This is a genomic window from Kineococcus gurbantunggutensis (genome assembly GCF_050871925.1).
GTDB lineage: Bacteria > Actinomycetota > Actinomycetes > Actinomycetales > Kineococcaceae > Kineococcus.
This window is the reverse complement of record NZ_JBJLSG010000071.1, coordinates 1-24,992: the sequence shown is the minus strand read 5'-3', so window position 1 is coordinate 24,992 and position 24,992 is coordinate 1. Positions and strand designations below refer to the sequence as shown.

The window sequence follows — 24,992 nt, the reverse complement described above, 5'->3', positions numbered from 1 at the left end:
GCCCCCCGGCCCCCCCCCCCCCCCGCCCCGCCCCCCGCCCCCCCCCCCCCCCCCCCCCCCGCCCCCCCCCCCCCCCCCCCCCCCCGGGCCCCGCTCACAGCGGGAAGCCGACGTACTTCGTCTCCAGGTACTCCTCGATGCCCTCGGCGCCGCCCTCGCGGCCGAAGCCGGAGGCCTTCACCCCGCCGAAGGGCGCCGCGGCGTTGGAGACCACCCCGGCGTTCAGGCCCACCATGCCCGTCTCCAGCGCCTCGGCCACCCGCAGCCCGCGCGAGAGGCCCTCGGTGAAGACGTAGCCGACCAGGCCGTGCTCGGTGTCGTCGGCCAGCGCCACGGCCTCCTCCTCGGTCTCGAAGGTCGCCACCGGGGCGACGGGGCCGAAGGTCTCCTCGGTCAGCAGCCGCGCCCCGGCCGGCACGGCCTCCACGACGGTGGGCGCGTAGAAGTAGCCGCGCTCCCCCACCCCCTCGCCGCCGGTGAGCACCCGCGCGCCGGCGGCCACCGCCTCGCCCACCCGGCGCGCCACGCCGTCGCGGGCGCGCGCGTCGATGAGCGGGCCCACCTGCACGCCGTCCTCGGTGCCGCGGCCGACGCGCAGCGCGCCCATCCGCTCGGCCAGGCGGCGGGAGAACTCCCGCGCCACGCCGCGCTGGACGTAGAAGCGGTTGGCGGCGGTGCACGCCTCGCCCGTGTTGCGCATCTTCGCGGCCAGCGCGCCCTCGACCGCCGCGTCGAGGTCGGCGTCGTCGAAGACGAGGAACGGGGCGTTGCCGCCCAGCTCCATGCTGAGGCGCAGCAGCCGCTGGGCGGACTGCTCCACCAGCGCGCGCCCGACGGGCGTGGAGCCGGTGAAGGTGAGCTTGCGCAGCCGCGCGTCGCGCACCAGCGGTTCCACGACCTGCCGGGTGGAGGTGGTGGTGACGACGTTGAGCACGCCGTCGGGCAGGCCGGCGCCCTGGAGCACCTGCGCCAGCAGCAGCGCGGTCAGCGGCGTCTGCGTGGCGGGCTTGAGCACCAGCGCGCAGCCGGCCGCGAGCGCCGGGGCGATCTTGCGGGTGGCCATCGCCAGCGGGAAGTTCCACGGCGTGATGGCCAGGGTCGGGCCCACCGGCTGCTTGAGCGTCAGCAGCCGCGAGCCGCCCGCGGGGTCCTGCGCGTAGCGGCCCGAGATGCGCGGGGCCTCCTCGGAGAACCAGCGCAGGAACTCCGCGCCGTAGGCGACCTCCGCGCGCGCCTGGTCCAGCGGCTTGCCCATCTCCAGCGTCATCAGCAGCGCGAAGTCCTCCCCGCGCGCGGTGACCGCCTCGAACGCGCGGCGCAGCAGCTCGGCGCGCTCGCGCGTCGGGGTGCGCGCCCAGCCGCGCTGGGCGGCCACCGCGGCGTCCAGCGCGGCGCGGCCGTCGGCCACCGCGGCGTCGGCCACGTGCGCGAGCACCTCGCCGGTGGCGGGGTCCTCCACCGCGACCGTGCGCCCGCCCTGGGCCGCGCGCCACGACCCGCCGGTGAACAGGCCGGTGGGCACCGAGGCCACCAGCTCCCGCTCGCGCTGCGCCCCGCCCGTCGTCGCGCCCGTCGTCGTGCTCACCACGCGTCCTCCCCGCCCGTCCCGCTCAGTCCACGTCCTGGTCGTCGCCCCCGGCGGCGCGCACCGCGCCGTCCGCGGCGCGCGCGGCGGCGGGGGCCGCCGGCGGCTCCAGGGCGGCGAACACCTCGTCGAGGACGTCGAAGGCCTCCTCCAGCAGCTCGTCGGCGATGACCAGCGGCGGCAGGAAGCGCAGGACGTTGCCGTGGGTGCCGCAGGTCAGGACGACCACGCCGCGCCGGGCGGCCTCGCGCGCCACCGCGGCGGCCAGGGCCGCGTCGGGCTCGCGCGTGCCCGGCCGCACCAGCTCGGCCGCCATCATCGCCCCGCGCCCGCGCACGTCGCCCACGCGCGCGTCGCGCGCGGCCAGGCGCCGCAGCCGGGCGCCGACGACCTCCTCGATGCGCCGGGCGCGCTCGACCAGGCCGCCCTCGCGCACCGCGCGCAGGGCGCCGACCGCGGCGGCGCACGCGGCGGGGCTGCCGCCGTAGGTGCCGCCCAGGCCGCCGGTGACGGGCGCGTCCATGATCTCCGCGCGGCCGGTGACCGCGGACAGCGGCAGGCCGCCGGCGATGCCCTTGGCGGTGGTCACCAGGTCGGGCACGACGCCCTCGTGCTCGCAGGCGAACATCGCGCCGGTGCGCGCGAAGCCGGTCTGCACCTCGTCGGCGACGAGGACGACGCCGTTCGCGCGGGTCCACTCCGCCAGCGCCGGCAGGAACCCCGGGGCCGGGACGATGAAGCCGCCCTCGCCCTGGATCGGCTCGACGACGACCGCCGCCAGGTGGGCCGCGCCGACCTGCTTCTCGATGACCTCGATCGCGCGGCGGGCCGCGGCGGGGCCGTCCACGGGACGGCCCTCGGCGTCGGTGCCGTCGCGGAACGGGTACGACAGGGGCGCGCGGTAGACCTCGGGGGCGAAGGGGCCGAAGCCGCTCTTGTAGGGGGCGCTCTTGGCGGTCATCGCCATCGTGAGGTTCGTGCGGCCGTGGTAGGCGTGGTCGAAGACGACGACGGCCGGGCGGCCGGTGTGCGCGCGGGCGATCTTCACCGCGTTCTCGACGGCCTCGGCGCCGGAGGTGAACAGCGCGGTCCTCTTCGCGTGGTCGCCCGGGGTGAGCTCGTTGAGGGCCTCGGCGACCTGCACGTACGCCTCGTACGGCGTGATCATGAAGCAGGTGTGGGTGAAGCGGGAGACCTGCTCGGTGACGGCCTCGACGACCTGCGGGGCGGAGTTGCCCACCGTGGCGACCGCGATGCCGGAGCCGAGGTCGATGAAGGAGTTGCCGTCGACGTCCACGACGACGCCGCCGCCGGCGGCCGCGGCGTAGAAGGGCGTGGAGGAGCCGACGGCGGCGGACACCGACGCCGCGCGCCGGGCGGCCAGCGCGCGCGAGCGCGGACCGGGCACCTCGGTGACCAGCCGGCGCTCCTGGGGCAGGGCGGGCCCGCCGGTGGCGGTGCCGGTGGCGGTGCCGGTCGCGGTGTCGGTCACGGTGCTGCTCCTCGTCCTCGGATCGCTGCGCCGGCACCGCGGCGGCACCGGCGGCCACGACGCTAGGCACGCCGCCGGGCGCTGTCGATGTCCACCCAGCACGACCGGCGGCCCGCTGCTGTGCGAAGGTGCCACCGTGGTGACGGTCGCGGACCTGCTGGCGCGCGCAGAGCTGGGGCTGCGCGTCGTGGCCGGCGGCACCTCGGCCGCGCTGCGCTGGGTCGCCACCAGCGAGCTGGAGGACCCCGCCGCCTTCCTGGAGGGCGGTGAGCTGCTGCTCACCACCGGCCTCGGCAGCGGGACGGGCGGCGGGCAGGACTGGCCCGCCTGGCTGGAGCGCCTCGCCGGGGCCGGGGTGGGGGCCGTCGGCTTCGGCACCGGGCTGAGCCACGAGCGGGTGCCCGCCCCGCTGGTCGCCGCCGCCGCGCGCCGCGGGGTGGCGCTGCTGGAGGTGCCGCCGGCCACCCCGTTCATCGCCGTCTCCGAGGCGCTGGCGGACCTGCTGCGCAGCGGCGAGAGCGCCGCCGAGGCCGCCGCGGCGCAGGCGCAGCGCGACCTCGCCGTGGCCGCGGGCGGGCCGGACGGCACCGGGCGGCTGCTCGCGGTGCTCGGGCGCGCCACCGCGGGCACCGCATGGCTGGTCGACGAGCGCGGTGCGGTGCTGCGCGCCGGCGGTCCCGGCCCGCTGCCCGCCGGCACGGCCGCCGTGGTGCGGCGCCTGCGCCCGCGCGCGCTGCTGGCCAGCCACACCGACCTCTCCCCCACCGGCAGCGTGCACGTGCGCGCCGTCGGCGCGGCCGGCGCGGCCGGCGCCCCGCACGCCTGGCTGGTGCTGAGCGCCGCGCCGGAGCCGGCCCGCGCCCGGCAGGCGGTGGTGGGCACGGCCGCGGCGCTGCTGGGCGTGCTGCTGGAGCAGGAGCGCTGCGCCCGGCGCGAGCGGGCCCGCTGGGCCGGCTGCGCGGTGGAGCTGCTGCTGGCCGGGCACGTCGGCGCCGCCGCGGACGTGCTGGCCTCCGCACCGCCAACCGCACCGCCCGCCGACCCGCCCGCGCTGCCCGCCGTGCTGCGGCTGCTGCACGTGCGCGGCGGGCACGAGGACGGCGGGCACGAGGACGGCGGGGGCGGCTCGGCGGGGGCCCCGGACCCGGCGGACCTGCCGGCGCTGCCCGCGGGCGCGCTGGTCGCCGTCCTGCCGCGCCGCGGCGACGTGCTCGTGCTGTGCCCGGAGGCGCGGGACGCGCCGGCCGCCTGCGAGGCGGCGCTGAGCGGCGCGGGGCTGCGCGTGGGCACCGGCCTGGCCGTGCCGCCCGCGGGGGCGGCGCTGGGCGAGGCGTCCGCGCGGGCGGCCGCGGCGCGCACCGGCGCGGGGCGCCCGGTGGTGCGCGCCGACGAGCCCGGCGCGACCGCGCTCGCGGCGCGCTGGGGCGGGGACGGGCTGCGGGCCTGGGCGGCGGAGGTGCTGCACCCCCTGGAGCGGCTGCCGCCCGCGGAGGCCGCCGACCTGCGCGCCGCCGGGCACGCCTTCCTGGCCCACCACGGCCAGCGCCTGGCCGCGGCGAGCGCCCTGGGGGTGCACCGCAACACGCTGCGGCACCGTCTGGCCCGGCTCGAGCAGGTGCTGGGGCGCTCCCTCGACGTGCCGCAGGACCGCGCCGAGCTGTGGCTGGCGCTGGACGCCCCGACGGGTGCACCGGCCGGTGCCCGGGCGGGTGGGACGGGTGCACCGGCGGGTGGTGCGGGGCCGTAGGTTGCCGCCCGTGGCCCTGGACCCGCACGACCTGCCGCCCGCCGCGCTGGAGTTCCTGCGCGAGCGGCACCTGGCGACCCTGACGACGCTGCGCCCGGACGGCTCCCCGCACGTGGTGCCCGTCGGGTTCACCTTCGACCCCGGCACCGCCACGGTGCGGGTCATCACCTCCGGGCCCTCCCGCAAGGCCCGCAACGTGCGCGAGGGCTCGCGCGCCGTGGTGGCGCAGGTGGACGGCCGGCGCTGGCTGGCGCTGGAGGGTCCCGGGCGGCTGCTCACCGCGGCCGAGGAGGTCGCCGACGCCGAGCGCCGCTACGCCGAGCGCTACCGCACCCCCCGGCCCAACCCGCAGCGCGTCGTGGTCGTCGTCGACGTCGACCGGGTGCTGGGGTCCGTGCCGCCCTGGGACTGAGCCCCGCCCGCGCGGGCGCGGGCACCGGGACCCCGGGGCCCCTCCGGGCCTCAGGCCTCGTGGGAGGTCATCAGCTCCACGACGCGGTCGAGGAAGGCGTCCACGGGCGCCTCGCGGTAGCCGCGCCGGCCCCGGCGCGGGCGGAACAGCGCCGCGCGCACGTCCGCGGCCTCCAGGCGCGCGCCGCCGGCGAAGTGCTCGGCCAGCAGGGCGCACAGCGCGTCGACGTCGCCGGGGCGGTAGCCGCGGCGCAGGCGGCGCGCGCGGGGGAACCGCTCGCCGTCGGGCTCGTCGAGCCGGCCCAGCACCGCCGCGCTGAGCGCGGCGTGCCGCTCGGCCCACTGCCGCTGGGCGCCGCCGGCCAGGGCGCGCACCCGCTCGGCGCGGGCCAGGCGGTCCTCCAGGCCGGCCAGCACCGCGTCGGTGGCCTCCACGTCGTACCCGCCGAACTGGGCGCCGAAGCCGACCGCGCGCACCTGCGCCGCGGTGAGCCGGCCCGCGGGCACGGCCCGCTCGGCGTGCTCGAAGAACGCGTCGACGTCGGCGGCTCGGTAGCCGCGGCGCAGGCGGCCGGTGCGGTGCGGGCGCTGGCGCAGCGCCTCCTCGACGCCGCGCTCGCCCACCTCCTGCGTCACCGGTGCGCCCCGGGCAGCGGTGCGCTCACGCGCGCGGCTGCTCGGGCGCCACCGCGGCCAGCTGGCCGCAGGCGCCGTCGATGTCGCTGCCGCGGGTGTCGCGCACGGTGGTGGGGATGCCGCGGGCCTCCAGGGCCGCCACGAACGCCCGCTCCACCGCCGGGTCGCTGGCCGTCCACTTCGAGCCCGGCGTCGGGTTCAGCGGGATGGGGTTGACGTGCACCCAGCCGCGCCCGCGCGCGTTGAGCAGCTTGCCCAGGCGGTCCGCGCGCCACGCCTGGTCGTTGACGTCGCGGATGAGCGCGTACTCGATGCTCACGCGCCGGCCCGTGGCGTCGAAGTAGCGCCGGGCGGCGTCCAGGGCCTCGGCGACCTTCCAGCGCCGGTTGACCGGCACCAGCTCGTCGCGCAGCTCGTCGTCGGGGGCGTGCAGGCTCAGCGCGAGGGTGGCCGCGATGCCCTCGGCGGCGAACTTGTCGATCGCCGGCACCAGGCCGACGGTCGACATCGTCAGCCCGCGCGCGGAGAGGCCCACGCCGTCCGGGGCCGGGGCGGTGAGCCGGCGCACGGCGGCCACGGCCGAGCGGTAGTTGGCCAGCGCCTCGCCCATGCCCATGAAGACGACGTTGGAGACGCGGCCGGGGCCGCCGGCGACCTCCCCGCGCGCCAGGGAGCGCGAGGCGGCCAGGACCTGCTCGACGATCTCGGCGGTGGACAGGTTGCGGGTCAGGCCGGCCTGCCCGGTGGCGCAGAAGGGGCAGTTCATGCCGCACCCGGCCTGGCTGGAGATGCACAGGGTGTCGCGGTTCTTGTAGCGCATGAGGACCGACTCCACGAGGGCGCCGTCGTGCAGGCGCCACAGCGTCTTGACGGTCCGGCCGCCGTCGGCGGTCAGGGAGCGCACCGGCGTCAGCAGCGTGGGCAGCAGCGCGTCGGCGATGCGCCGGCGCGAGGCGGCCGGCAGGTCGGTCATGCGCTCGGGGTCGTCCTCGAGGCGCTCGAACCACTGCGTGGCCAGCTGGCGGGCGCGGAACGGCTTCTCGCCCAGCTCGGCCAGCGCCGCGGCGCGGTCGGCGGGCTCCAGGTCGCTGAAGTGGCGCGGCGGCTTGCCCCGGCGGGGGGCGGTCATCACGAGCGCGCCGGGGGCGGCCGGGGCCAGGGGCAGCGGGCGGCGGTCGGCGTCCCGGGCGAAGTCCTGGCTGAAGTCCTGGGGGGCGTCCGCCGCGGTGGCGGGGGCGGGGGGAGTCGGCATGGTCCTCCCATGGTAAGGCGCGCGCGTGCCCGTTCCCGCGGTCGCGCGGGAACGGGCACGCGGCGGTGCTCGGGGGCCGGGCTCAGGGGCCGACGAGCACCAGCAGCAGCAGGTGCACGACGGGCGCGGTGGGCAGCAGCGAGTCCAGCCGGTCCATGACGCCGCCGTGCCCGGGCAGCAGGTCGCCCATGTCCTTGATGCCCAGGTCCCGCTTGAGCATGGACTCCGACAGGTCCCCCAGGACGGCGACGGCGACGGTGACCAGGCCCAGCAGCAGCCCGCCCCACCACGGCCCGCCGAGCATCAGCGGCAGGCACACCGCGCCCAGCACCGCACCGGTGGCCAGCGAGCCGGCGGTGCCCTCCCAGGACTTCTTCGGGCTGACGGAGGGGGCCATGGGGTGCCGGCCGAGGAAGACGCCGGCCGCGTAGCCGCCGATGTCGCTGGCCACGGCCAGCAGCACGAAGAGCAGCACCCGCCAGGGCCCGTCGGAGGCGGCGAGCATGAGCATCGCGAAGGAGCCCAGCAGCGGGCCGTACGAGACGACGAAGACGCCGCCGGCGACGTCGCGCACCGCCGGCACCCCCACGGGGCTGCCGTGGTCGCCGCCGGTGGCGACCATCCGCCACACCAGGACCGCGAGCACGCTCAGGGCGTACGCGACCAGCAGGGTCTCGCCGCCGCCGAGGTAGGCGCCGGGCAGCATCGCGAGGGTGCCCACGACCGGGGGCAGCACCGGCACCCGCAGGTGCTGGACGCGGAAGGCGCGCACCACCTCGACGGTGCCGTAGAGGACGGCGGCGCAGGCGAGGACGACGAACGCCTCGGGCCGCACGAAGAGGCTGAGCAGCAGCACCGCGCCGAGCGCGAGACCCACGCCGACCGCGGCGGGCAGGTTGCGCCCGGCGCGGGGCGTGCGCGCGGCTCCGGTGGCCGCGTCGGGTGCGGGCGCGTTCACACCGCCAGGAGTTCCGCTTCCTTGTTCTTCAGCAGCTCGTCGACGGCCTCGACGTACTTCCTCGTCGTGGCCTCGAGGTCCTTCTCCGCGCGGGTGACCTCGTCCTCGCCGGCCTCGCCGTCCTTGACGATGCGGTCCAGCTCCTCCTTGGCGCGGCGGCGGACGTTGCGCAGGGACACGCGCGCGTCCTCGGCCTTGGTGCGGGCGAGCTTGATGTAGTCCTTGCGCCGCTCCTCGGTCAGCTGCGGCAGCGCCACGCGGATGACGTGGCCGTCGTTGCCGGGGTTGACGCCGAGGTCGGAGTTGCGCAGCGCCTTCTCGATCTCGCCCATCGCGCTGCGGTCGAAGGGCGTGATGAGGACCGAGCGCGCCTCGGGGATCTGGAAGGAGGCGAGCTGCTGCAGCGGGGTCGGCGCACCGTAGTAGTCCACGAGGATCTTGTGGAACATGGCCGCGTTCGCCCGGCCGGTGCGGATGGCGCCGAAGTCCTCCTTGGCGACGTCGATCGCCTTGCTCATCTTCTCCTCGGCCTCGAGGAGGGTGTCGTCGATCACGGTGGTCCCTTCGTCCTGCTCCGGCGCGTCCCGGTGCCCGCGGTGGGCGGCGGGCCCGGTCCCCCGGGCCCGCGGCAGCTCAGCCGGCGGTCACCTGCGTGCCGATCCTCTCACCCCGCAGCGCGCGCGCCACGCCCTGGCCCTCCATGCCGAAGACGACCATGGGCAGGCGGTTGTCCATGCACAGGCTGAAGGCGGTGGTGTCGACCACGCGCAGCCCGCGCTGCAGGGCCTCCGCGTAGCTGATCTCGTCGATCTTGGTGGCGGTGGGGTCCTTGCGCGGGTCGCCCGTGTAGACGCCGTCGACGCCGTTCTTGGCCATCAGGACGGCGTCGGCGCGCACCTCCAGCGCCCGCTGGGCGGCCACGGTGTCGGTGGAGAAGTACGGCATGCCCGCGCCCGCGCCGAAGATGACCACGCGGTTCTTCTCCATGTGGCGGATGGCGCGGCGCGGGATGTAGGGCTCGGCCACCTGGCCCATGGCGATGGCGGTCTGCACGCGGGTGTCCACGCCGGCCTGCTCCAGGAAGTCCTGCAGGGCCAGGGCGTTCATCACCGTGCCGAGCATGCCCATGTAGTCGGCGCGGCTGCGCTCCATGCCGCGCTGGGACAGCTCCGCGCCGCGGAAGAAGTTGCCGCCGCCGACGACGATGGCGACCTGCACGCCCTGCTTGACGCCGCTGGCGATCTCCCGGGCGACCTGGGCGATCACGTCGGGGTCGACACCGACGGAGCCGTTGCCGAAGAACTCGCCGGACAGCTTCAGCAGCACCCGGCGGTAGCGCGGGCCGGGCTCGACCGTGCCGGCCTCCAGGTCGACGGTCAGGCTCGGCTCGGTGGTGTCCGGCACGCGGGTCTCCTCTACGGCGGGTCGGGGTTCTGGGGAAGTGTGCCGCACCGCCGCGCGTGCGGGCGCCGGTGGTGCGGGTGCGCTGGTCCGGACGGGTGCGGGGCCCCCGGACGCGCGAACGGGGCGGGTGGACCGGAGTCCACCCGCCCCGCGGTGGGACGTCTCAGGCGCCGACGCGGATGCGCGCGTAGCCGGTGAGCTTCACGCCCGCACCATCGAGCAGCTTGGTGATCGTCTGCTTCGGGTCCTTGGCGAACGGCTGCTCCAGCAGGACGTTGTCCTTGAAGTAGCTGTTGACGCGGCCCTCGACGATCTTGGCCATGGCGGCCTCGGGCTTCTTCTCCTCGCGCGCGGTCTCCTCGGCGATGCGGCGCTCGTTCTCGACCGTCTCGGCCGGGACCTCGTCGCGGCTGAGGTAGATCGGGGACATGGCCGCCGCGTGCATGGCCACGTCGCGGCCGAGCTCGTCATTGGTGGAGTCCAGGGCCACCAGCACGCCGATGGTCGGCGGCAGGTCGCTGGCCGTCTTGTGCAGGTAGGAGGACACGTGGGCGCCCTCCACGCGGGCGACGCGGTTGACGACGATCTTCTCGCCGATCGTCGCGTTGGCCTCGTCGAGGACCTCCTGCACGGTCTTGCCGCCCATGTCGGAGGCCAGCAGGGACTGCGCGTCGGCCGCGCCGATCGCGACGGCCTGCTGCAGCACGCGGTCGGCCAGCTCGATGAAGCGCTCGCCCTTGGCGACGAAGTCGGTCTCGCAGTTGACCTCGACGAGCACGCCCACGCCGCCGTCGACGTGCGCGGCCACCAGGCCGTTGGAGGCGTCGCGGCCTTCGCGCTTGGTGACGCCCTTGAGGCCCTTGATGCGCAGCAGCTCGACGGCCTTGTCGAAGTCGCCCTCGGCCTCGACCAGCGCGTTCTTGCAGTCCAGCATGCCCGCGCCGGTCATCTCGCGCAGCTTCTTGACGTCAGCGGCGGTGTACGCAGCCATCGGTCCTTCTCCTCCTGGGTCTCGGGACGATCTGGGATCGGGGGGGCCGGACGCACGGACGCCCCGGGCCGCGGACGGCCCGGGGCGTGCGCGGTCAGGCCTGGGTGGAGGCGCCGACCGTCTGCGAGGGGGCCTCGGCCTCGGTGGGCTCGTCGCCGGAGAGGGCGACGGCCTCGGCGTCCTGGCCGGTGGCGGCGGCGGCCGCGGCGGCCTCCGGGCGCGAGGCGGCCTCGACGGTGGCGGTGGACTCGCTGCCGCCGGACTGGATGCCCTCGCTGCCGGCGAGCAGGTCCTGCTCCCAGGCGGCCAGCGGCTCGGCGTCGGACGCCGCGGCGGTGCCGCCGCCGTGGCGGATCTGCAGGCCCTCGGCGACGGCGTCGGCGATGACGCGGGTCAGCAGGGTGACCGAGCGGATCGCGTCGTCGTTGCCGGGGATGCGGTAGTCCACGTCGTCCGGGTCGCAGTTGGAGTCCAGGATCGCGACGACGGGGATGTTCAGCTTCTTGGCCTCGTCGACGGCCAGGTGCTCCTTGTTGGTGTCGACGATCCACACCGCGGAGGGCACCTTGGACATGTCGCGGATGCCGCCGAGGGTCTTGTCCAGCTTCTCCTTCTCGCGGCGCAGGACGAGGAGCTCCTTCTTCGTCAGGCCGGAGCCGGCCACGTCGTCGAAGTCGACCTCCTCGAGCTCGCGCAGGCGCGCGATCCGCTTGGAGACGGTGGAGAAGTTGGTCAGCATGCCGCCGAGCCAGCGCTGGTTCACGAACGGCATGCCCACGCGGCGGGCCTGCTCGGCGATGGGCTCCTGGGCCTGCTTCTTCGTGCCGATGAACAGGATCGAGCCGCCGTGGGCGACGGTCTCCTTGACGAAGTCGTAGGCGCGGTCGATGAACGACAGCGACTGCTGCAGGTCGATGATGTAGATGCCGTTGCGCTCGGTGAACAGGAAGCGCTTCATCTTCGGGTTCCAGCGGCGCGTCTGGTGCCCGAAGTGCACACCGGACTCGAGCAGCTGGCGCATCGTCACGACGGCCATGGGTGGTCCTCCTCGTGCCGGCCCCCCGTCGGGGCCGATCGGTTCTCCGCGGCGGACCGGCCGGCCCGACGCGCCTGGTCCCCGGCGGCGCACCCCGACCGCCGGTGACGGCGGACCGAGAGGGGTGGCTCCCTGCTGAGCGCAGGACGCGGGGACGCGGTGTCACGCCGACCGCGGACGGCCGGGACCGGGCGCGCACGACGTGCCCTCGTAGTCTACTGGTCGTGAGCACCAGCCTCGACCGCGGCGGTGTCGTGCGACGCATGCGGCGCTTCGGACCGACGATCTTCGCCGAGATGTCGGCGCTCGCGCAGCGCACCGGGGCGGTGAACCTGGGCCAGGGCTTCCCCGACGCCGACGGCCCGGCCTCGCTGCTGGCCGACGCCGCCGAGGCGATCCGCACCGGGCGCAACCAGTACCCGCCCGGCCTCGGCGAGCCCGAGCTGCTGGAGGCGGTGGCCGCGCACCAGCGCCGCTTCCGCGGCGCGGAGCTGGACCCGGCCACGCAGGTCCTCGTCACCGCCGGGGCCACCGAGGGCGTCGCGGCGGCCGTGCTGGCGCTGGCCGAACCGGGCGACGAGGTCGTCGTGCTGGAGCCCGCCTACGACTCCTACGCGGCGGTGATCGCCCTGGCGGGGGCCGTGCAGCGCCCGGTGGCGCTGCTGCCGGCCGCGGACGGATCGGGCCGCTTCGCGCTGGACCGCGAGGGGCTGCGCGCGGCCTTCTCCGGGCGCACCCGCCTGGTGCTGCTCAACACCCCGCACAACCCCACCGGCACGGTCCTCACCCGCGAGGAGCTCACCGAGGTGGCGCGCCTGGCCGTCGAGCACGACGTGGTGGTGCTCACCGACGAGGTGTACGAGCACCTCGTCTTCGACGGCGCGGCGCACGTGCCGCCGGCGAGCCTGCCGGGCATGGCGGAGCGGACCCTGTCGGTCTCCTCCGCGGGCAAGACGTTCTCGGTCACCGGCTGGAAGGTCGGCTGGGTCACCGGCCCGGCGCACCTGGTGGCCGCGGTGCGCACCGTCAAGCAGTTCCTCACCTACGTCAACGGCGCGCCGTTCCAGCCCGCGGTGGCCCGCGCGCTGGGCCTGGGCGACGGCTTCTACCGCGAGCTGGCCGCGGACCTGCAGCGTCGCCGGGACCTGCTGCGCGAGGGGCTGCTCTCCGCCGGGTTCGCGGTGGGCGTGCCGCAGGGCACCTACTTCGTCGTCGCCGACCCGCGCCCGCTGGGCTTCGAGGACGGCACCGCCTTCTGCCGGGCCCTGCCGGAGCTGGCCGGGGTCGTGGGCGTGCCGGTGTCGGCCTTCTGCACCCCGGACGGGCCCGCCGCCGAGGCCGCCCGGCCGCTGGTGCGCTTCACCTTCTGCAAGTCCGACGCGGTGCTGCTGGAGGCCTGCGAGCGCCTGCAGGCGCTGCGGCCGCGGTGAGCGGGCCGGGCGGCGACCTGCGCCGGGTGCTGGAGGAGGAGCGGGCCGCGGCCGGCGCCCGCGCCGCCGACCTCGAGCGCGAGCTCGCCAGCGCCCTGGAGGTCGCCGCCGAGGGCGGCGCCGACGACGAGCACGACCCCGAGGGGTCGACCACCGCCTTCGAGCGCGCGCAGGCCGCCGCCGTGCTCGAGCAGGTGCGCGAGCGGCTGGCGCAGCTGAGCGACGCCCTGCGCCGCCTGGACGAGCCCGGCTTCGGGCGGTGCGAGCGCTGCGGGCGCCCGATCGCGGCCGAGCGCCTGGCCGCCCGGCCCTGGGCGACGACGTGCGTCGCCTGCGCCGCGGCCGGCCCGCCGCGGCACCGCCCGCCCCGCCCCTGAGGGGCGCGCCGGGGCGCCGCGGGAGACCCGGGGGCCGCCGGGGCGGCCGCGTCCACAGCGCACCGCCGGCACCCGGCGCCGGGGGGCGCCGGTGCGCCACCGTGCGGCGGTGCCCGCCTCCGCCGCGCCCCTGGCAGCGCTGTCGACCGCCCTGGTCGCCGCGGCCCTCGTCACCGCTCCGGCCGCGAGCGCCCCGCCGCCGCAGCGGGCCGCGGCCGTGGCGAGCGCGGCGGGACCAGCGGCGGCGGGACCAGCGCTGGAGCCCGCTGCGGCCGGGCCGGCCGCGGCGGGGTGGGCGTGGCCGCTGGCGCCGGCCCCGGCGGTGCTGCGCGGCTACGACGAGGTGCAGCGCTACGCCGCCGGGCACCGCGGGGTGGACCTGGCCGCCGGCCCCGGGCAGGCGGTGCTGGCCCCGGCGGCGGGGGTGGTGGCGTTCGCCGGTCCGGTGGCGGGCCGGGGCGTGGTGGTGCTGGAGCACGCCGGTGGCCTGCGCAGCACCTACGAGCCGGCGCTGGCGACGCTGCCGGTGGGCGCCCGCGCCCGGCGCGGGGAGGCGTTCGCGGTGCTCACGGCCGGGCAGCACTGCGGGCAGCGCCCGTGCCTGCACCTGGGCCTGCGCCGCGGCGCGGACCACCTGGACCCGCTGGCCGCGCTGGCGCCGGCCGGCCCGCCCGTGCTGCTGCCGCTGGGGCGGGCGGGCTGAGGCTCAGCCGGCGTCGCTGAGCTTGCCGCGCAGCTGCAGGACGGCCTTGGTGTGCATCTGGCAGATGCGCGACTCGGTGACCCCGAGGACGCGGCCGATCTCGGCGAGGGTGAGGCCCTCGTAGTAGTAGAGGGTGACGACGATCTTCTCGCGCTCGGGCAGCTGGTTGATCGCCCGGGCGAGCAGGAACTTCGTCTCCTCGCCCTCGAAGGCGGCCACGGGGTCCTCGGCCCGGGTGTCCTCGAGGGTGTCGACGAGGGAGAGCTTGTCGCCCTTCTCCCCCGACACGCTCAGCAGCTCGTCCAGGGCGACGACGTTGACGTAGGAGACCTGGCTGAAGATGTGGTGCAGGTCCGACAGCGCGATGCCCATCCGCTCGGCCACCTCGGCCTCGGTGGGCGTGCGGTGCAGCTCCCCCTCGAGGGCGGCGTAGGTGCGCTCGACCTCGCGGGCCTTGCTGCGCACCGAGCGCGGGATCCAGTCGATGGCGCGCAGCTCGTCGATGATGGCGCCGCGGATGCGGGAGATGGCGTAGGTCTCGAACTTGATCGCGCGCTCGATGTCGAACTTCTCGATGGCGTCGATCAGGCCGAAGATGCCGTACGAGACCAGGTCGGCCTGCTCGATGTTCGGCGGCAGGCCGACGCCGACGCGGCCGGCGACGTACTTCACCAGCGGCGAGTAGTGCATGATCAGCTTCTCGCGCACGAGGGCGTCGCCGCTGGCCTTGAACTCCACCCACATGCCGCGCAGGAGGGCCTCGGCCTCCTCCTGCTCGGGGGTGACCGGCCCCTTGCGGCTCGTGAAGCGGGCGTTGGCCTGCGGCCGCCCGGCGGGGCGGACCTCCTCGGCGGTGGCCTCCCCCAGGCCCTGCGCAGGGCTGTCGGCGCCGTCGTCGGTGACCACGCTCAGCCCGGAGCCGGTGCGCTCCGACGGCGCGACCGCTGCGGCCTCGCGCCCCGATGGTGCGTCCACCGTGTCCTCCCCCCGTGCGTCGGGCCCGCCAGGGCGCCGACGGTGCGGTCTCCGCAACCGCTCGACGGAGACGTGCGTGTGGATCTGCGTCGTTGTCAGCGTAGCGTGACCGAGCGACTCCTGAATGCTACGAGCCTGAGGTCGGAGCGCGACCCGTCGCGGCGGGGCGCGCGCCGCGCCGGGCCGGTGCGGCCGCGGGAGGGGGCGCGGCGGGGCCCGCGTGCCAGGATGGCCGTCCCCGCGGTGCCGCCGGCGCCGCGGGGCGCGGGTGCGCAGCGCACCCGCGCGGGCACGCACGGGGGGCGAGGCAGTGGCGCAGCGGACGACGGTGGTCCTGACCGACGACGTGGACGGCGGCGAGGCGAGCGAGACCGTCCGCTTCGGCCTGGAGGGCACCCACTACGAGATCGACCTGAGCGCGCCCAACGCCGAGAGGCTGCGGCGCGCCCTGGCCCCCTACGTCGAGCACGGCCGGCGCGTCGGCGGCCGGCGCAGCGGCTCCGCGACCCCCTCCGCGGGCGTGAGCGCACCCCGCCCGGACGGCGACGGCGAGGCGGTGGACGGCGCCGCGGTGCGCGCGTGGGCGCGCGAGAACGGCATCGAGGTCAGCGACCGCGGGCGCATCAAGTCCGAGGTCGTCGAGCAGTACAAGCGGTCCCTGGCCTGAGCGCACCGCCGCGCCGGGCCCGCGGGCCCGGCGCGGCAGCGGTCAGTCGCCCTTGACGTTGACGACCTGGCGCAGCACGTGCCGGACCTCCACCAGGTCCGCGGCGTCGGCCATGACGCGGTCGATGTCCTTGTACGCCGCCGGGATCTCGTCGAGGAAGGCGTCGGTGTCGCGGTACTCGATGCCGGCCATCGCCTCGCGCAGCTGCTCGCGGGTGAACCGCTTGCGCGCCGCGGTGCGGCTGAACTCCCGGCCCGCCCCGTGCGGGGAGGAGTTCAGCGACGCGCGGTCGCCCTTGCCGACGACGACGTAGCTCGCGGTGCCCATGGACCCCGGGATCAGCCCGGGCCGGCCGGCGGCCGCGTCGATGGCCCCCTTGCGGGAGAGCCACACCCGGCGGCCGTAGTGCTCCTCGCGCACGGTGTAGTTGTGGTGGCAGTTGATGCGCTCGCGCTCCTGCACGGGCTCGCCGAGGAACTCCGACAGCCGCGCGGCCACCCGGTCCATCATCTCCTCGCGGTTGAGCAGGGCGAAGCGCTGCGCCCAGCGCAGGTCCGAGACGTAGGCGTCGAACTCCGCGGTGCCCTCCACGAGGTGGGCGAGGTCGGCGTCGGGCAGCTCCAGGTGCTCGCGGCGCGCGCGCTCGCGGGCGACCGCGATGTGGTGCACCGCCAGCTTGTTGCCCGGCCCGCGCGAGCCGGAGTGCAGGAACAGCCAGACGCGCTCCTGCTCGTCCAGGCTCACCTCGATGAAGTGGTTCCCCGAGCCCAGCGAGCCCAGCGCCAGGCGCCAGCGGGGCACCAGCGACTCGCGGAAGGCCGCGCGCCCGGGCTCGGTGGCCTCCAGCTCGGCCACGCGCGGCGCGGCCGTGGTGCTGACCCGGCGGTTGGCCGCACCGGCCGACAGGGGCACGCTGCGCTCGATCGCCACCCGCAGCACCGACAGGTCGCGGCCGCGCAGCGCGTCGGCGCCGAACTGCGTGCGCACCGCGATCATCCCGCAGCCGATGTCGACCCCCACCGCGGCGGGGACGAGCGCGCCGTCGGTGGGGATCACCGAGCCGACGGTGGCGCCCTTGCCCAGGTGCGCGTCGGGCATCAGGGCGACGTGCGGGTGGATGAAGGGCAGGCGGGAGGTGTTCAGCGCCTGGCGCCGGGTGCCCTCGTCGAGGATCGACGCCCAGCTCAGCAGCTTCTCGTCCAGCTTCTCCACGGTCGCCACGCTCCTGTCCCCGGTCTCGCGAACGGTTGCGCCGCAACGGCTCTCGTGCGGCACGGGGGTCGACGGTACGGGCCCGGCCCCCGGGGCGACCACCGGTTTTCCCCCTCCCCTGCGTACCCGCGCCGCGCACGCGGCGCGAGCCGGGCCTCACCCGCGCGGGGTGGGCGTGCCCAGCCGCCAGCCCGCGCCGTGGCGCACGGCGGTGCCGGCCAGCTCCAGCCGTCCCAGCAGCGCGTGCACGGCGGCCACCTCCAGCCCGGCGTCCTTGGCGATGCGCTCGGTGCTGGCGGCGCTGCGGCGCGGCAGCGACTCGGCCACGCGCAGCTCCTCGGGCCCCAGCCCGTCGAAGGGGCGCCGCTCCGGCGCGGGGGGTGCCGGCGCGGGGGTCGAGCCCACGGGCCCGAGCAGCTCGGCGACGTCGTCGGCGCAGGTGACGCAGACGGCGCCGCGCTCGCGCAGCAGCCGGTGGCACCCGGCCGAGGCGGCCGAGGTCACCGGCCCGGGCACCGCCCCGACGGGCCGCAGCAGCCTCTCGGCGCGGTCGGCGGTGGACAGCGCCCCCGAGCGCCACGCGGCCTCCACGACGACCGTGCCCGCGGTGGCCGCGGCGATGAGGCGGTTGCGCTCCAGGAAGCGCCACCGGGTCGGGTGGGCGCCGCAGGGCACCTCGCTGACCACGGCGCCCTCGCGGGCCAGCCGGCCCAGCAGCGCGGCGTTGCCCGGCGGGTAGGGGCGGTCCACCCCGCCGGCGAGCACCGCCACGCTGGTGCCGCCGACGGCAAGCGCGGCGCGGTGCGCGACCGCGTCGACGCCGAACGCGCCGCCGCTGACGACGGCGACGCCGCGCTCGGCCAGGCCGGCGGCGATCTCGGAGGTGACGTGCTCGCCGTAGGCGGTGCTGGCGCGCGAGCCGACCACCGCGGCGCTGCGCCGCACCGCCTCGGCCAGGTGCACCGGGCCGCGCACCCACAGCGCCAGGGGCGCCCCCAGGGGCCGGTCCGGACCGCCGTGGTGGGCGAGGTCGTCCAGGCCCGCCGGCCACTCGTCGTCGCCGGGCACGACCAGGCGCCCGCCGACGGCGCGGGCGCGGGCGAGGTCGGCGACGGGGTCGGCGTCCTCCAGGCGGGTCTGCCAGCGCCGCGGGCCGCGGCCGGTGACGACCGCCTCCAGGGCCAGCGCGGCGCCGACCTCGGCGACCAGGGCCGCGGCGGCCGCGTCGCCGGGCTCGGCCAGCCGGCTCCAGGCCGCGCGGGCCAGCCGCTCGTCGTCCAGGGCGGGGCGCAGCGCGGGCGGCACCCGCCGGGCGGGGACGTGGCCCGCGGGGCCCGGACCGGCGGGGCCGGCGGGCACGGGGGCGCTCACGCGGCGGCCCCCGGCAGGGCGCCGGGCACCCCGCGCAGCGCCAGCGCCCGGCCCACGTCGTCGCGGTCGGGGGCGCCCGCCCCGCGCAGGTCGGCGACCGTCCAGGCCACGCGCAGCACGCGGTCCACCCCGCGCAGCGTCAGCGCACCGCGCTCCATGGCGCGGTCGAGGTCGGTGGTCACCGCGGGCGGCAGCCGCAGCGCCCCGCGCAGGACCGGACCGCGCAGCTCGCCGTTGCAGCGCGCGCCGTGCGGGCGCAGGCGCTCGGCGGCCAGCGCGCGGGCCGCGCGGACGCGGGCGGCGACGACCGCGGTGGCCTCCCCCGCCGCCCCCTCGGCCACCTGGGCGCGGGTGACCGCCTGCACGTCGACCCGCACGTCCACCCGGTCCAGCAGCGGCCCGGACAGCTTGGCGGCGTAGCGCCGCCGCGCCTGGGCGGTGCAGGTGCACTCCAGCGCCCGGCCCACCGCGCGCCCGCAGGGGCAGGGGTTGGCGGCCAGGACCAGCTGGAAGCGGGCCGGGTAGCGCGCGGCGCCGCGGGCGCGGTGCAGCACCAGTTCGCCCTGCTCCAGCGGCTGGCGCAGCGCCTCCAGCACGCGGGCCTCGAACTCGGGGGCCTCGTCGAGGAAGAGCACCCCGCGGTGGGCGCGCGAGGCCGCGCCCGGGCGCGGCACCCCGCTGCCGCCGCCGACGACGGAGGCGACGGAGGCGGTGTGGTGCGGGTCCTCGTAGGGGGGCCGGGTGATCAGGGCCGCGGCGCCCGGGCGCGCGCGCAGAGCGCCGGCCACCGAGTGCACGGCGGTGACCTCCAGGGCCGCCTGCTCGTCCAGGTCGGGCAGCAGCCCGGGCAGCCGCGCGGCCAGCATCGTCTTGCCCGCCCCGGGCGGGCCGGACATCAGCAGGTGGTGGGCGCCCGCGGCGGCCACCTCCAGGGCGAAGCGGGCGTCGCCCTGGCCGACGACGTCGGCGAGGTCGGGCGCGGGGCGCGGGGCGGCCGCCACCGGCGGCGCGGGGGCCGCGCCGGGCTCGGGCAGCTCGGGCGGCGGGTCGCCGCGGTAGTCGGCGACGAGCTCGGCGAGCCAGCGCACCCCGCGCACCCGCACCCCGGGCACCAGCGCGGCCTCCTCGGCGGTGGCGGCGGGCACGACGACCGAGCGCACCCCGGCGCGCGCGGCGGCCAGCACGGCCGGCAGCACGCCGTCGACGGCCCGCACGCTGCCGTCCAGGCCGAGCTCGCCCAGGTGCACGGCGCCGGCGGAGGCCTCGGCGGGCAGCACCCCGCTGGCGGTGAGCGCGGCGACGGCGACGGCCAGGTCGAAGCCGGAGCCGGACTTGGGCAGGGTCGCCGGCGAGAGGTTCACGGTGATGCGCTGCTGCGGCAGCGGGCAGCCGGAGTTGGCCGTCGCCGCGCGCACCCGGTCCTTGGCCTCGTGCAGGGAGGCGTCGGGCAGGCCGACGAGCACGAACGCCGGCAGCCCCGGGGAGATGTCGGCCTCGACCTGCACGAGGTGGCCGTCCAGGCCGACCAGGCCGACGGCCAGGGCGCGCGCCAGGGCCATCAGGACACCCCGCGCAGGTGCTGCACGTGCGCGGCGCCGCGCGCCGGCAGCGTCACCGCGACCACGTCCAGGCGCACGCGGGGAGCGCGCTGCTCGGGGTGGGCGCGCAGCCACTCCCCCGCCAGGCGCCGCAGCCTCGCCAGCTTCGCGGGCGTGACGGCCTCCACGGCGCTGCCCGCGCGCGTGCTGCGGCGGGTCTTGACCTCGCACACGACGAGGCAGTCCCCGTCGCGGGCCACGATGTCGATCTCCCTGGCCCGGCAGCGCCAGTTGGTCTCCAGGACCGTCATGCCGGTCTCGCCGAGCCTGCGGGCCGCCAGCCTCTCGCCGTAGCGGCCGACCCCGTCCTTCGCGCGCACGCGCACCACCTCCGGTGCGCACCCTCGCCGCCGCGGGCGGCGCGGCGGGCCGCCTCCACAGCCGCCGCCGCCCCGCGGGGTGCGGGCGCCGCCTGTGGAGACGGCGGCGCGTCAGCGGTCGCGCAGCTGCGGCGTGTCGGGCACCTCGATGTCGCGCTTCTGCAGCTCCTCGACGTTGACGTCCTTGAACGTCACCACGCGCACGTCGCGCACGAAGCGCGCCGGGCGGTACACGTCCCACACCCACGCGTCGTGCAGGGTCAGCTCGAAGTACGTCTCGCCGTCGCCGGTGCGCACCTGCAGGTCGACCGAGTTGGCCAGGTAGAAGCGCCGCTCCGTCTCGACCACGTAGGAGAAGAGCGACACGACGTCCCGGTACTCCCGGTAGAGCTGCAGCTCCATCTCGGTCTCGTAGTTCTCGAGGTCCTCGGCGCTCACGGGACCATCATGCCCCCCGCACCCCGCGGTCGTCCCCGGCCGAGCCGGGCGCGCCGGTGCGCGTGTCGGCGGGGGCGCCGGCGCGCGGGGCGGGCAGGGCCGCGGCGGGCAGGCGCCAGCTGCGCCGGTGCTGCGCGCAGCGGCCGTGCTCGGCGATGGCGGCCAGGTGCCCGGGGGCGCCGTAGCCCTTGTTGGCGTCCCAGCCGTAGTGCGGGTGCTCGGCGTGGCGCTGCGCCATGAGCGCGTCGCGCTCCGTCTTGGCCAGCACGCTCGCCCCGGCCACGGCGGCGCAGGTGAGGTCGGCCTTGACGCGGGTGGTCACCGGCGGGGCGGGGCACGGCAGGTCCAGCAGGTCCGCCGCCGCACCGGGCGCACCGGGCGGGTCCAGCAGGGTGGGCTGCGCCGCCGGCGGGTCGCCGAGCCAGTCGTGGTTGCCGTCGAGCAGGACGAGCGAGGGCGCCGCGGGCAGCTGGGCCAGCGCCCGCCGGCCCGCCAGGCGCAGCGCCGCCGTGATGCCCGCGGCGTCGACCTCGTGCGGCTCGGCGTGCCCCACGGCCCAGGCCACGGCCCAGGCGCGCAGCAGGGGCACCAGGGCCTCGCGCACGGCGGGGGTGAGCAGCTTGGAGTCGCGCAGTCCCCGCGGCGCGGCCGGGGTGCCGGCGTCGACGACGAGCACCCCGACGGTGACCGGGCCGGCCAGCGCGCCGCGGCCCACCTCGTCCACGCCGGCGACCAGGGCGTGCCCGGCCCGCAGCAGGGAGCGCTCCACGCGCAGCGTCGGCGCGGACGGCGCCGCGCCCGCCGGGCTCACCCGACGCCCGTGCGCCCGGGGACGTCGTCGAACGCCCCGGGGGTGCCCAGCCAGGCGGCGTGCGGCAGCGGCCACACGACCGCGTAGGCGCGGCCGACGACGTGGTCCAGGGGGACGAACCCGTCGTACTCCTTCTGGCGGTTGTAGCGGGAGTCGGCGGACTCGGCGCGGTTGTCCCCCATCACCCACAGCCGGCCGGCGGGCACCGTGACGTCGAACTCGTCCAGGCTGGGCTCGGCGCCGGGGTAGAGGTAGGCCCTCTCGTCGACGGCGACGTCGTTGACGGTGGTGCGCCCCTGCGCGTCGCAGCACACCACGTGGTCGCCCGGCAGGCCGATCACCCGCTTGATGAGGTGGTCGTCGGAGTCCTCCGGCAGCAGGCCCACGAAGGTGAGCACGTCGGCGGCGACCGCGCCCAGCGGGCTGCGCTGCGGCTCGGGGGTGGCGGCCAGCCAGCCGCCGGGGTCGGCGAAGACCACGACGTCGCCGCGGTGCAGGGCGAAGGGGCCGGGGGTCAGCTTGCTGACCACGACGCGGTCGCCGATGTCCAGGGTGCGCTCCATGGACTGCGAGGGGATGTAGAACGCCTGCAGCAAGAACGTCTTGACCACCAGGGAGACCACCAGGGCCACCGCGACGACCAGGACGGTCTCCCGCACGGCGGCCAGCACCCCGCCGCCGCGGGCGGGCCTCTGCGGCTCGTGCTCCCCGGCGGACTGCTCGGGGGCGTCGTGCCCTGCGCTCACTGCTCCTCCTCGCGGCTCACGGCACCCAGGTCGGTCGGCGGCCAGCTGATCGCCACCACGCGGCCCACGACGTCCTCCAGCGCGACCGTGCCCCCGCCGGGCGAGCCCAGGTGCGAGCGCGAGTCCACCGACTCGGCGCGGTGGTCGCCCATCACCCACAGCCGCCCGGGCGGCACCTCCACGTCGAAGCGCACGTCGCTGGCCGCGTCGCCGGGGTGCACGTACGGCTCCTCCAGCGGCCGCCCGTCGACGGTCAGCCGGCCCTGCGCGTCGCAGCAGGCCACGCGCTCGCCGGGCAGGCCCACCACGCGCTTGACGAAGTCGCTCTCGCCGGGGTGCCAGCCCAGGGCCGAGCCGACGGCGGCGCCGGCGCGGGCCAGGCCCCGCGGCGGCGGCGGGGCGTCGACGAAGGTGCCGGTGCCGTCGAAGACGACGACGTCGCCGCGGCGCACGTCCCCGGCGCCCACGCGCCACACCAGCACCCGCTGCCCCGGCTCCAGCGCCGGGCTCATCGAGTCCGAGGGGATGGAGAACGTCTGCACGACGAAGCTGCGCAGCACCAGGGCGGCGAGCAGGGCCACGGCGAGGACCGCGACGGCGCGGACGCCCCGCGAGGCCGGCCGCTCCCCTCGCGGAGCCGTGGTCGGCTGGGTGGTCGTCACGGGGCTCCTGGCTGCGTCGGGCACTGCGGTGGCGCGGCAGGCGGACCCGTGCGCTGCGGCGATCCTAGCCGCCGGGGCGCCGGCGGGTCCGGCCGCCGCGCGCCGCGGACCGGGGCGGCCGCGGGGACGGCGGCGGGCACGGGGCCGGGACGACGACGGGCCGGGTCCCCGGTGGGGACCCGGCCCGTCGTGGCGGGACCTCGCTCAGCCGCGCGGCGACGTGGAGTCGCGACGCTCCTTGATCTTGGCGGCCTTGCCGCGCAGGTCGCGCAGGTAGTACAGCTTGGCGCGCTTGACGTCACCGCGGGTGACGACCTCGATCTTGTCGATGATCGGGGTGTGCAGCGGGAAGGTCCGCTCCACGCCCACGCCGAAGCTCACCTTGCGGACGGTGAAGCTCTCGCGCACGCCACCGCCGGTGCGGCGGATGACGACGCCCTGGAAGACCTGGATGCGCGAGCGGTTGCCCTCGACCACCTTGACGTGGACCTTGAGGGTGTCGCCGGCGCGGAACTCCGGGACGTCGCTGCGCAGGCTGGCGGCGTCGACCGTGTCGAGCACGTGCATGGTGTCGCTCTTCTCCCCTGCCGGCGCCACAGGTCCCCGGCTCAGGCATCGGTCCCGCGGCGGTGTCCTCCGGGCGGGTGCGTCCCCTGTGGCGGGCGCACCCCCGCGGCCCGGGGGCAGCGGTCACCGGCCGTCGCGGCGTTGTACGTGTCAGCCGTTCAGTCTGCCACAGCCGGGGCGGCCGGGCCGAACCCGCCGGCGCCGTCGGGGGCGAAGCCCTCCTCGGCCAGCACCCGCGCGTCGGCGGCGTCGCAGCGCGCCGGGTCCAGGTGCGCCAGCAGGTCGGGGCGACGCCGGGCGGTGCGGCGCAGCGCCTGCTCGCGCCGCCAGCGCGCGACGGCGCCGTGGTCGCCGCTGGAGAGCACGGCGGGCACGTCCAGGCCGCGCCAGCTGGCCGGCTTGGTGTAGGCCGGGTGCTCCAGCAGCCCGTCGTGCTCGGCAGCGTGGCTCTCCTCGGCCAGGCTGGCGGCGTTGCCCACCACGCCGGGCAGCAGGCGCGCGACGGCCTCGACGACCACGAGCACCGCCACCTCGCCGCCGTTGAGGACGTAGTCGCCCAGCGACACCTCGCGCACGCGCACCCCGCGGGCGCGGTAGTGCTCCACCACGCGCGCGTCGATGCCCTCGTAGCGCCCGCACGCGAAGGCCAGCCACGGCTCGGCGGCCAGCTCCACGGCCGCGGCCTGGGTGAAGACCTCACCCGCGGGGCTGGGCACCAGCAGCACCGGCCCGCGCCCGCCGTCGCCCGCGGGCGGGTCGGCCAGCACCGCGTCCAGCGCCTCGCCCCACGGCTCGGGCTTCATCAGCAGCCCGGCGCCGCCGCCGTAGGGGGTGTCGTCGACGGTGCGGTGCCGGTCGCGGGTGTGCTCGCGCAGGTCGTGCACGCGCAGGTCCAGCAGCCCCTGCGCGCGCGCCTTGCCGATCAGCGACAGCGACAGCGGCGAGAGGTACTCGCCGAAGATGGAGACGACGTCGACGCGCACGTCAGCCCTCGTCCTCCTCGCCGGGCAGCTCGGCGAACAGCCCGCCGGGCGGGTCGAGCACGACGCGGCCGCCGGGCACGTCGACCACGGGCACCAGGCGCTCGACGAACGGCACGAGCACCTCGCGCCCGTCGGTGCCCGTGACCACCAGCAGGTCCTGGGCGGTGCCGGTGAGCAGGTCGGCCACGGTGCCCAGGGCGGTGCCGCCGGCGGTCACCGCCGCCAGGCCGCGCAGCTGGTGCGGGTACCAGGCGTCGTCCTCGGCGCCGGCGACCTCGTCGACGTCCACGAGCAGCAGCGTGTCGCGCAGCGCCTCCACGGCGTCGCGGCCCTCGACGCCCTCGAAGGCGACCAGCAGGGTGCCGGTGTGCCAGCGGGCGGACTCCACGGTCAGCGGCCCGCGCGGGGCCGGGTCGGTGCGCAGGACCGCGCCGGGGGCGAAGCGCTCCCCGGGCGCGTCGGTGCGCAGCTCCAGGGTGACCTCCCCGCGCACGCCGTGCGGGCGGCCGATGCGGGCGACGACGTACTCCACGGGGGTCTCCAGGGCGGGGCGGTCCGGTCGGGGCGGGTGGGGCGGTCCGGGGCAGGACGCAGCGAGCGCCGCGGTCGCCGGGGCGACC

At 77.5% G+C, this 24,992-nt stretch carries 27 protein-coding genes; 6 read left to right on the top strand and 21 right to left on the bottom strand.

From position 1 onward, the window contains the following. Positions 1 to 94: 94 nt before the first annotated feature. Positions 95 to 1,585, bottom strand: a complete 1,491-nt coding sequence (locus ACRYR7_RS14210; RefSeq protein WP_432572755.1) for an NAD-dependent succinate-semialdehyde dehydrogenase — start codon at positions 1,583 to 1,585, stop codon at positions 95 to 97. Between the two features lie 25 nt (positions 1,586 to 1,610). Continuing rightward, on the bottom strand, positions 1,611 to 3,077 hold the full coding sequence (gene gabT / locus ACRYR7_RS14205; protein ID WP_432572754.1) for a 4-aminobutyrate--2-oxoglutarate transaminase: 1,467 nt from the start codon (positions 3,075 to 3,077) through the stop codon (positions 1,611 to 1,613). On the opposite strand from gabT, the gene ACRYR7_RS14200 reads away from it, so the two are divergent. Together ACRYR7_RS14200 and ACRYR7_RS14195 are read left to right on the top strand one after the other, a co-directional pair. Continuing rightward, positions 3,067 to 4,824, top strand: coding sequence for a helix-turn-helix domain-containing protein (locus tag ACRYR7_RS14200; RefSeq protein ID WP_432572753.1), 1,758 nt, complete (start codon positions 3,067 to 3,069; stop codon positions 4,822 to 4,824). The two genes, gabT and ACRYR7_RS14200, sit on opposite strands and share 11 nt — an antisense overlap. Before the next feature lie 10 nt (positions 4,825 to 4,834). After that, a complete protein-coding gene (locus ACRYR7_RS14195) occupies positions 4,835 to 5,236 on the top strand; it encodes a pyridoxamine 5'-phosphate oxidase family protein (RefSeq protein ID WP_432572752.1) in 402 nt (133 codons plus the stop codon). 50 nt (positions 5,237 to 5,286) lie between these two features. On the opposite strand, the gene ACRYR7_RS14190 is transcribed toward ACRYR7_RS14195, so the two are convergent. The 7 genes from ACRYR7_RS14190 to rpsB all read right to left on the bottom strand — a co-directional run bounded on the left by ACRYR7_RS14190 (position 5,287) and on the right by rpsB (position 11,512). Further along, entirely contained in the window at positions 5,287 to 5,871 is a 585-nt protein-coding gene (locus ACRYR7_RS14190; RefSeq protein ID WP_432572751.1) for a DivIVA domain-containing protein, read from the bottom strand. A gap of 25 nt (positions 5,872 to 5,896) precedes the next feature. Continuing rightward, on the bottom strand, positions 5,897 to 7,000 hold the full coding sequence (rlmN, locus tag ACRYR7_RS14185; RefSeq protein ID WP_432572761.1) for a dual-specificity RNA methyltransferase RlmN: 1,104 nt from the start codon (positions 6,998 to 7,000) through the stop codon (positions 5,897 to 5,899). A 205-nt stretch (positions 7,001 to 7,205) separates the two neighbouring features. Further along, positions 7,206 to 8,081, bottom strand: a complete 876-nt coding sequence (locus ACRYR7_RS14180; protein ID WP_432572750.1) for a phosphatidate cytidylyltransferase — start codon at positions 8,079 to 8,081, stop codon at positions 7,206 to 7,208. After that, positions 8,078 to 8,635 (bottom strand): ribosome recycling factor, encoded by a 558-nt coding sequence (gene frr / locus ACRYR7_RS14175; protein WP_432572749.1) that lies wholly within the window; start codon positions 8,633 to 8,635, stop codon positions 8,078 to 8,080. Before frr ends, ACRYR7_RS14180 begins: the two co-directional genes overlap by 4 nt. Before the next feature lie 79 nt (positions 8,636 to 8,714). Beyond that, positions 8,715 to 9,461 carry a UMP kinase gene (gene pyrH, locus ACRYR7_RS14170; RefSeq protein ID WP_432572760.1) on the bottom strand — a complete coding sequence of 249 codons (747 nt, stop codon included), beginning with the start codon at positions 9,459 to 9,461 and terminating at the stop codon, positions 8,715 to 8,717. Between the two features lie 187 nt (positions 9,462 to 9,648). After that, the gene (gene tsf / locus ACRYR7_RS14165; RefSeq protein ID WP_432572748.1) at positions 9,649 to 10,476 is read right to left on the bottom strand and encodes a translation elongation factor Ts; all 828 of its coding nucleotides are present in this window, start codon (positions 10,474 to 10,476) and stop codon (positions 9,649 to 9,651) included. 94 nt (positions 10,477 to 10,570) lie between these two features. Next, the gene (gene rpsB / locus ACRYR7_RS14160; RefSeq protein WP_432572747.1) at positions 10,571 to 11,512 is read right to left on the bottom strand and encodes a 30S ribosomal protein S2; all 942 of its coding nucleotides are present in this window, start codon (positions 11,510 to 11,512) and stop codon (positions 10,571 to 10,573) included. Positions 11,513 to 11,775: 263 nt separating this feature from the next. Between rpsB and ACRYR7_RS14155 the strand changes: the two genes are divergently transcribed. The 3 genes from ACRYR7_RS14155 to ACRYR7_RS14145 all read left to right on the top strand — a co-directional run bounded on the left by ACRYR7_RS14155 (position 11,776) and on the right by ACRYR7_RS14145 (position 14,022). Continuing rightward, positions 11,776 to 12,942: a pyridoxal phosphate-dependent aminotransferase gene (locus ACRYR7_RS14155; protein WP_432572759.1), complete on the top strand. Its 1,167-nt coding sequence runs from the start codon at positions 11,776 to 11,778 to the stop codon at positions 12,940 to 12,942. After that, the gene (locus ACRYR7_RS14150) at positions 12,939 to 13,319 is read left to right on the top strand and encodes a TraR/DksA family transcriptional regulator (RefSeq protein WP_432572746.1); all 381 of its coding nucleotides are present in this window, start codon (positions 12,939 to 12,941) and stop codon (positions 13,317 to 13,319) included. The genes ACRYR7_RS14155 and ACRYR7_RS14150 overlap by 4 nt, the downstream gene beginning before the upstream one ends. A gap of 109 nt (positions 13,320 to 13,428) precedes the next feature. Next, a complete protein-coding gene (locus ACRYR7_RS14145) occupies positions 13,429 to 14,022 on the top strand; it encodes a murein hydrolase activator EnvC family protein (protein WP_432572745.1) in 594 nt (197 codons plus the stop codon). A 3-nt stretch (positions 14,023 to 14,025) separates the two neighbouring features. On the opposite strand, the gene whiG is transcribed toward ACRYR7_RS14145, so the two are convergent. Continuing rightward, on the bottom strand, positions 14,026 to 14,889 hold the full coding sequence (whiG, locus tag ACRYR7_RS14140; protein ID WP_432572758.1) for an RNA polymerase sigma factor WhiG: 864 nt from the start codon (positions 14,887 to 14,889) through the stop codon (positions 14,026 to 14,028). Between the two features lie 418 nt (positions 14,890 to 15,307). Between whiG and ACRYR7_RS14135 the strand changes: the two genes are divergently transcribed. Continuing rightward, positions 15,308 to 15,664: a histone-like nucleoid-structuring protein Lsr2 gene (locus ACRYR7_RS14135; protein WP_432572744.1), complete on the top strand. Its 357-nt coding sequence runs from the start codon at positions 15,308 to 15,310 to the stop codon at positions 15,662 to 15,664. A 42-nt stretch (positions 15,665 to 15,706) separates the two neighbouring features. Here ACRYR7_RS14135 and ACRYR7_RS14130 read toward each other — a convergent pair whose 3' ends face one another. From ACRYR7_RS14130 to rimM, 11 genes are all read right to left on the bottom strand, one after another. Further along, positions 15,707 to 16,876 (bottom strand): RtcB family protein, encoded by a 1,170-nt coding sequence (locus ACRYR7_RS14130; protein ID WP_432572757.1) that lies wholly within the window; start codon positions 16,874 to 16,876, stop codon positions 15,707 to 15,709. Positions 16,877 to 17,032: 156 nt separating this feature from the next. Further along, on the bottom strand, positions 17,033 to 18,247 hold the full coding sequence (dprA, locus tag ACRYR7_RS14125) for a DNA-processing protein DprA (RefSeq protein WP_432572743.1): 1,215 nt from the start codon (positions 18,245 to 18,247) through the stop codon (positions 17,033 to 17,035). Continuing rightward, a complete protein-coding gene (locus ACRYR7_RS14120) occupies positions 18,244 to 19,806 on the bottom strand; it encodes a YifB family Mg chelatase-like AAA ATPase (RefSeq protein WP_432572742.1) in 1,563 nt (520 codons plus the stop codon). Before ACRYR7_RS14120 ends, dprA begins: the two co-directional genes overlap by 4 nt. Then, on the bottom strand, positions 19,806 to 20,174 hold the full coding sequence (locus ACRYR7_RS14115; protein ID WP_432572741.1) for a YraN family protein: 369 nt from the start codon (positions 20,172 to 20,174) through the stop codon (positions 19,806 to 19,808). The genes ACRYR7_RS14120 and ACRYR7_RS14115 overlap by 1 nt, the downstream gene beginning before the upstream one ends. A 102-nt stretch (positions 20,175 to 20,276) precedes the next feature. After that, the gene (locus ACRYR7_RS14110; RefSeq protein WP_432491671.1) at positions 20,277 to 20,603 is read right to left on the bottom strand and encodes a DUF2469 domain-containing protein; all 327 of its coding nucleotides are present in this window, start codon (positions 20,601 to 20,603) and stop codon (positions 20,277 to 20,279) included. A gap of 7 nt (positions 20,604 to 20,610) precedes the next feature. Continuing rightward, the gene (locus ACRYR7_RS14105; RefSeq protein ID WP_432572740.1) at positions 20,611 to 21,414 is read right to left on the bottom strand and encodes a ribonuclease HII; all 804 of its coding nucleotides are present in this window, start codon (positions 21,412 to 21,414) and stop codon (positions 20,611 to 20,613) included. After that, positions 21,411 to 22,160, bottom strand: coding sequence for a signal peptidase I (lepB, locus tag ACRYR7_RS14100; RefSeq protein ID WP_432572739.1), 750 nt, complete (start codon positions 22,158 to 22,160; stop codon positions 21,411 to 21,413). Before lepB (ACRYR7_RS14100) ends, ACRYR7_RS14105 begins: the two co-directional genes overlap by 4 nt. Then, positions 22,157 to 22,822 carry a signal peptidase I gene (gene lepB, locus ACRYR7_RS14095; RefSeq protein ID WP_432572738.1) on the bottom strand — a complete coding sequence of 222 codons (666 nt, stop codon included), beginning with the start codon at positions 22,820 to 22,822 and terminating at the stop codon, positions 22,157 to 22,159. The genes lepB (ACRYR7_RS14100) and lepB (ACRYR7_RS14095) overlap by 4 nt, the downstream gene beginning before the upstream one ends. 204 nt (positions 22,823 to 23,026) lie before the next feature. After that, complete coding sequence (gene rplS, locus ACRYR7_RS14090; protein ID WP_432572737.1) at positions 23,027 to 23,389, bottom strand: 50S ribosomal protein L19; 363 nt, start codon at positions 23,387 to 23,389, stop codon at positions 23,027 to 23,029. Positions 23,390 to 23,547: 158 nt separating this feature from the next. After that, positions 23,548 to 24,372, bottom strand: coding sequence for a tRNA (guanosine(37)-N1)-methyltransferase TrmD (gene trmD / locus ACRYR7_RS14085; protein WP_432572736.1), 825 nt, complete (start codon positions 24,370 to 24,372; stop codon positions 23,548 to 23,550). A 1-nt stretch (position 24,373) separates the two neighbouring features. Then, the gene (rimM, locus tag ACRYR7_RS14080) at positions 24,374 to 24,904 is read right to left on the bottom strand and encodes a ribosome maturation factor RimM (protein ID WP_432572756.1); all 531 of its coding nucleotides are present in this window, start codon (positions 24,902 to 24,904) and stop codon (positions 24,374 to 24,376) included. Between the last annotated feature and the right edge of the window lie 88 nt (positions 24,905 to 24,992).

Bases quoted from the DNA above. Each gene is read 5' to 3' on its own strand.
- rlmN (WP_432572761.1), bottom strand. From the start codon at position 7,000: ATGACCGCCCCCCGCCGGGGCAAGCCGCCGCGCCACTTCAGCGACCTG.
- tsf (WP_432572748.1), bottom strand. From the start codon at position 10,476: ATGGCTGCGTACACCGCCGCTGACGTCAAGAAGCTGCGCGAGATGACC.
- rpsB (WP_432572747.1), bottom strand. From the start codon at position 11,512: ATGGCCGTCGTGACGATGCGCCAGCTGCTCGAGTCCGGTGTGCACTTC.
- ACRYR7_RS14155 (WP_432572759.1), top strand. From the start codon at position 11,776: ATGCGGCGCTTCGGACCGACGATCTTCGCCGAGATGTCGGCGCTCGCG.
- ACRYR7_RS14120 (WP_432572742.1), bottom strand. From the start codon at position 19,806: ATGGCCCTGGCGCGCGCCCTGGCCGTCGGCCTGGTCGGCCTGGACGGC.
- rplS (WP_432572737.1), bottom strand. From the start codon at position 23,389: ATGCACGTGCTCGACACGGTCGACGCCGCCAGCCTGCGCAGCGACGTC.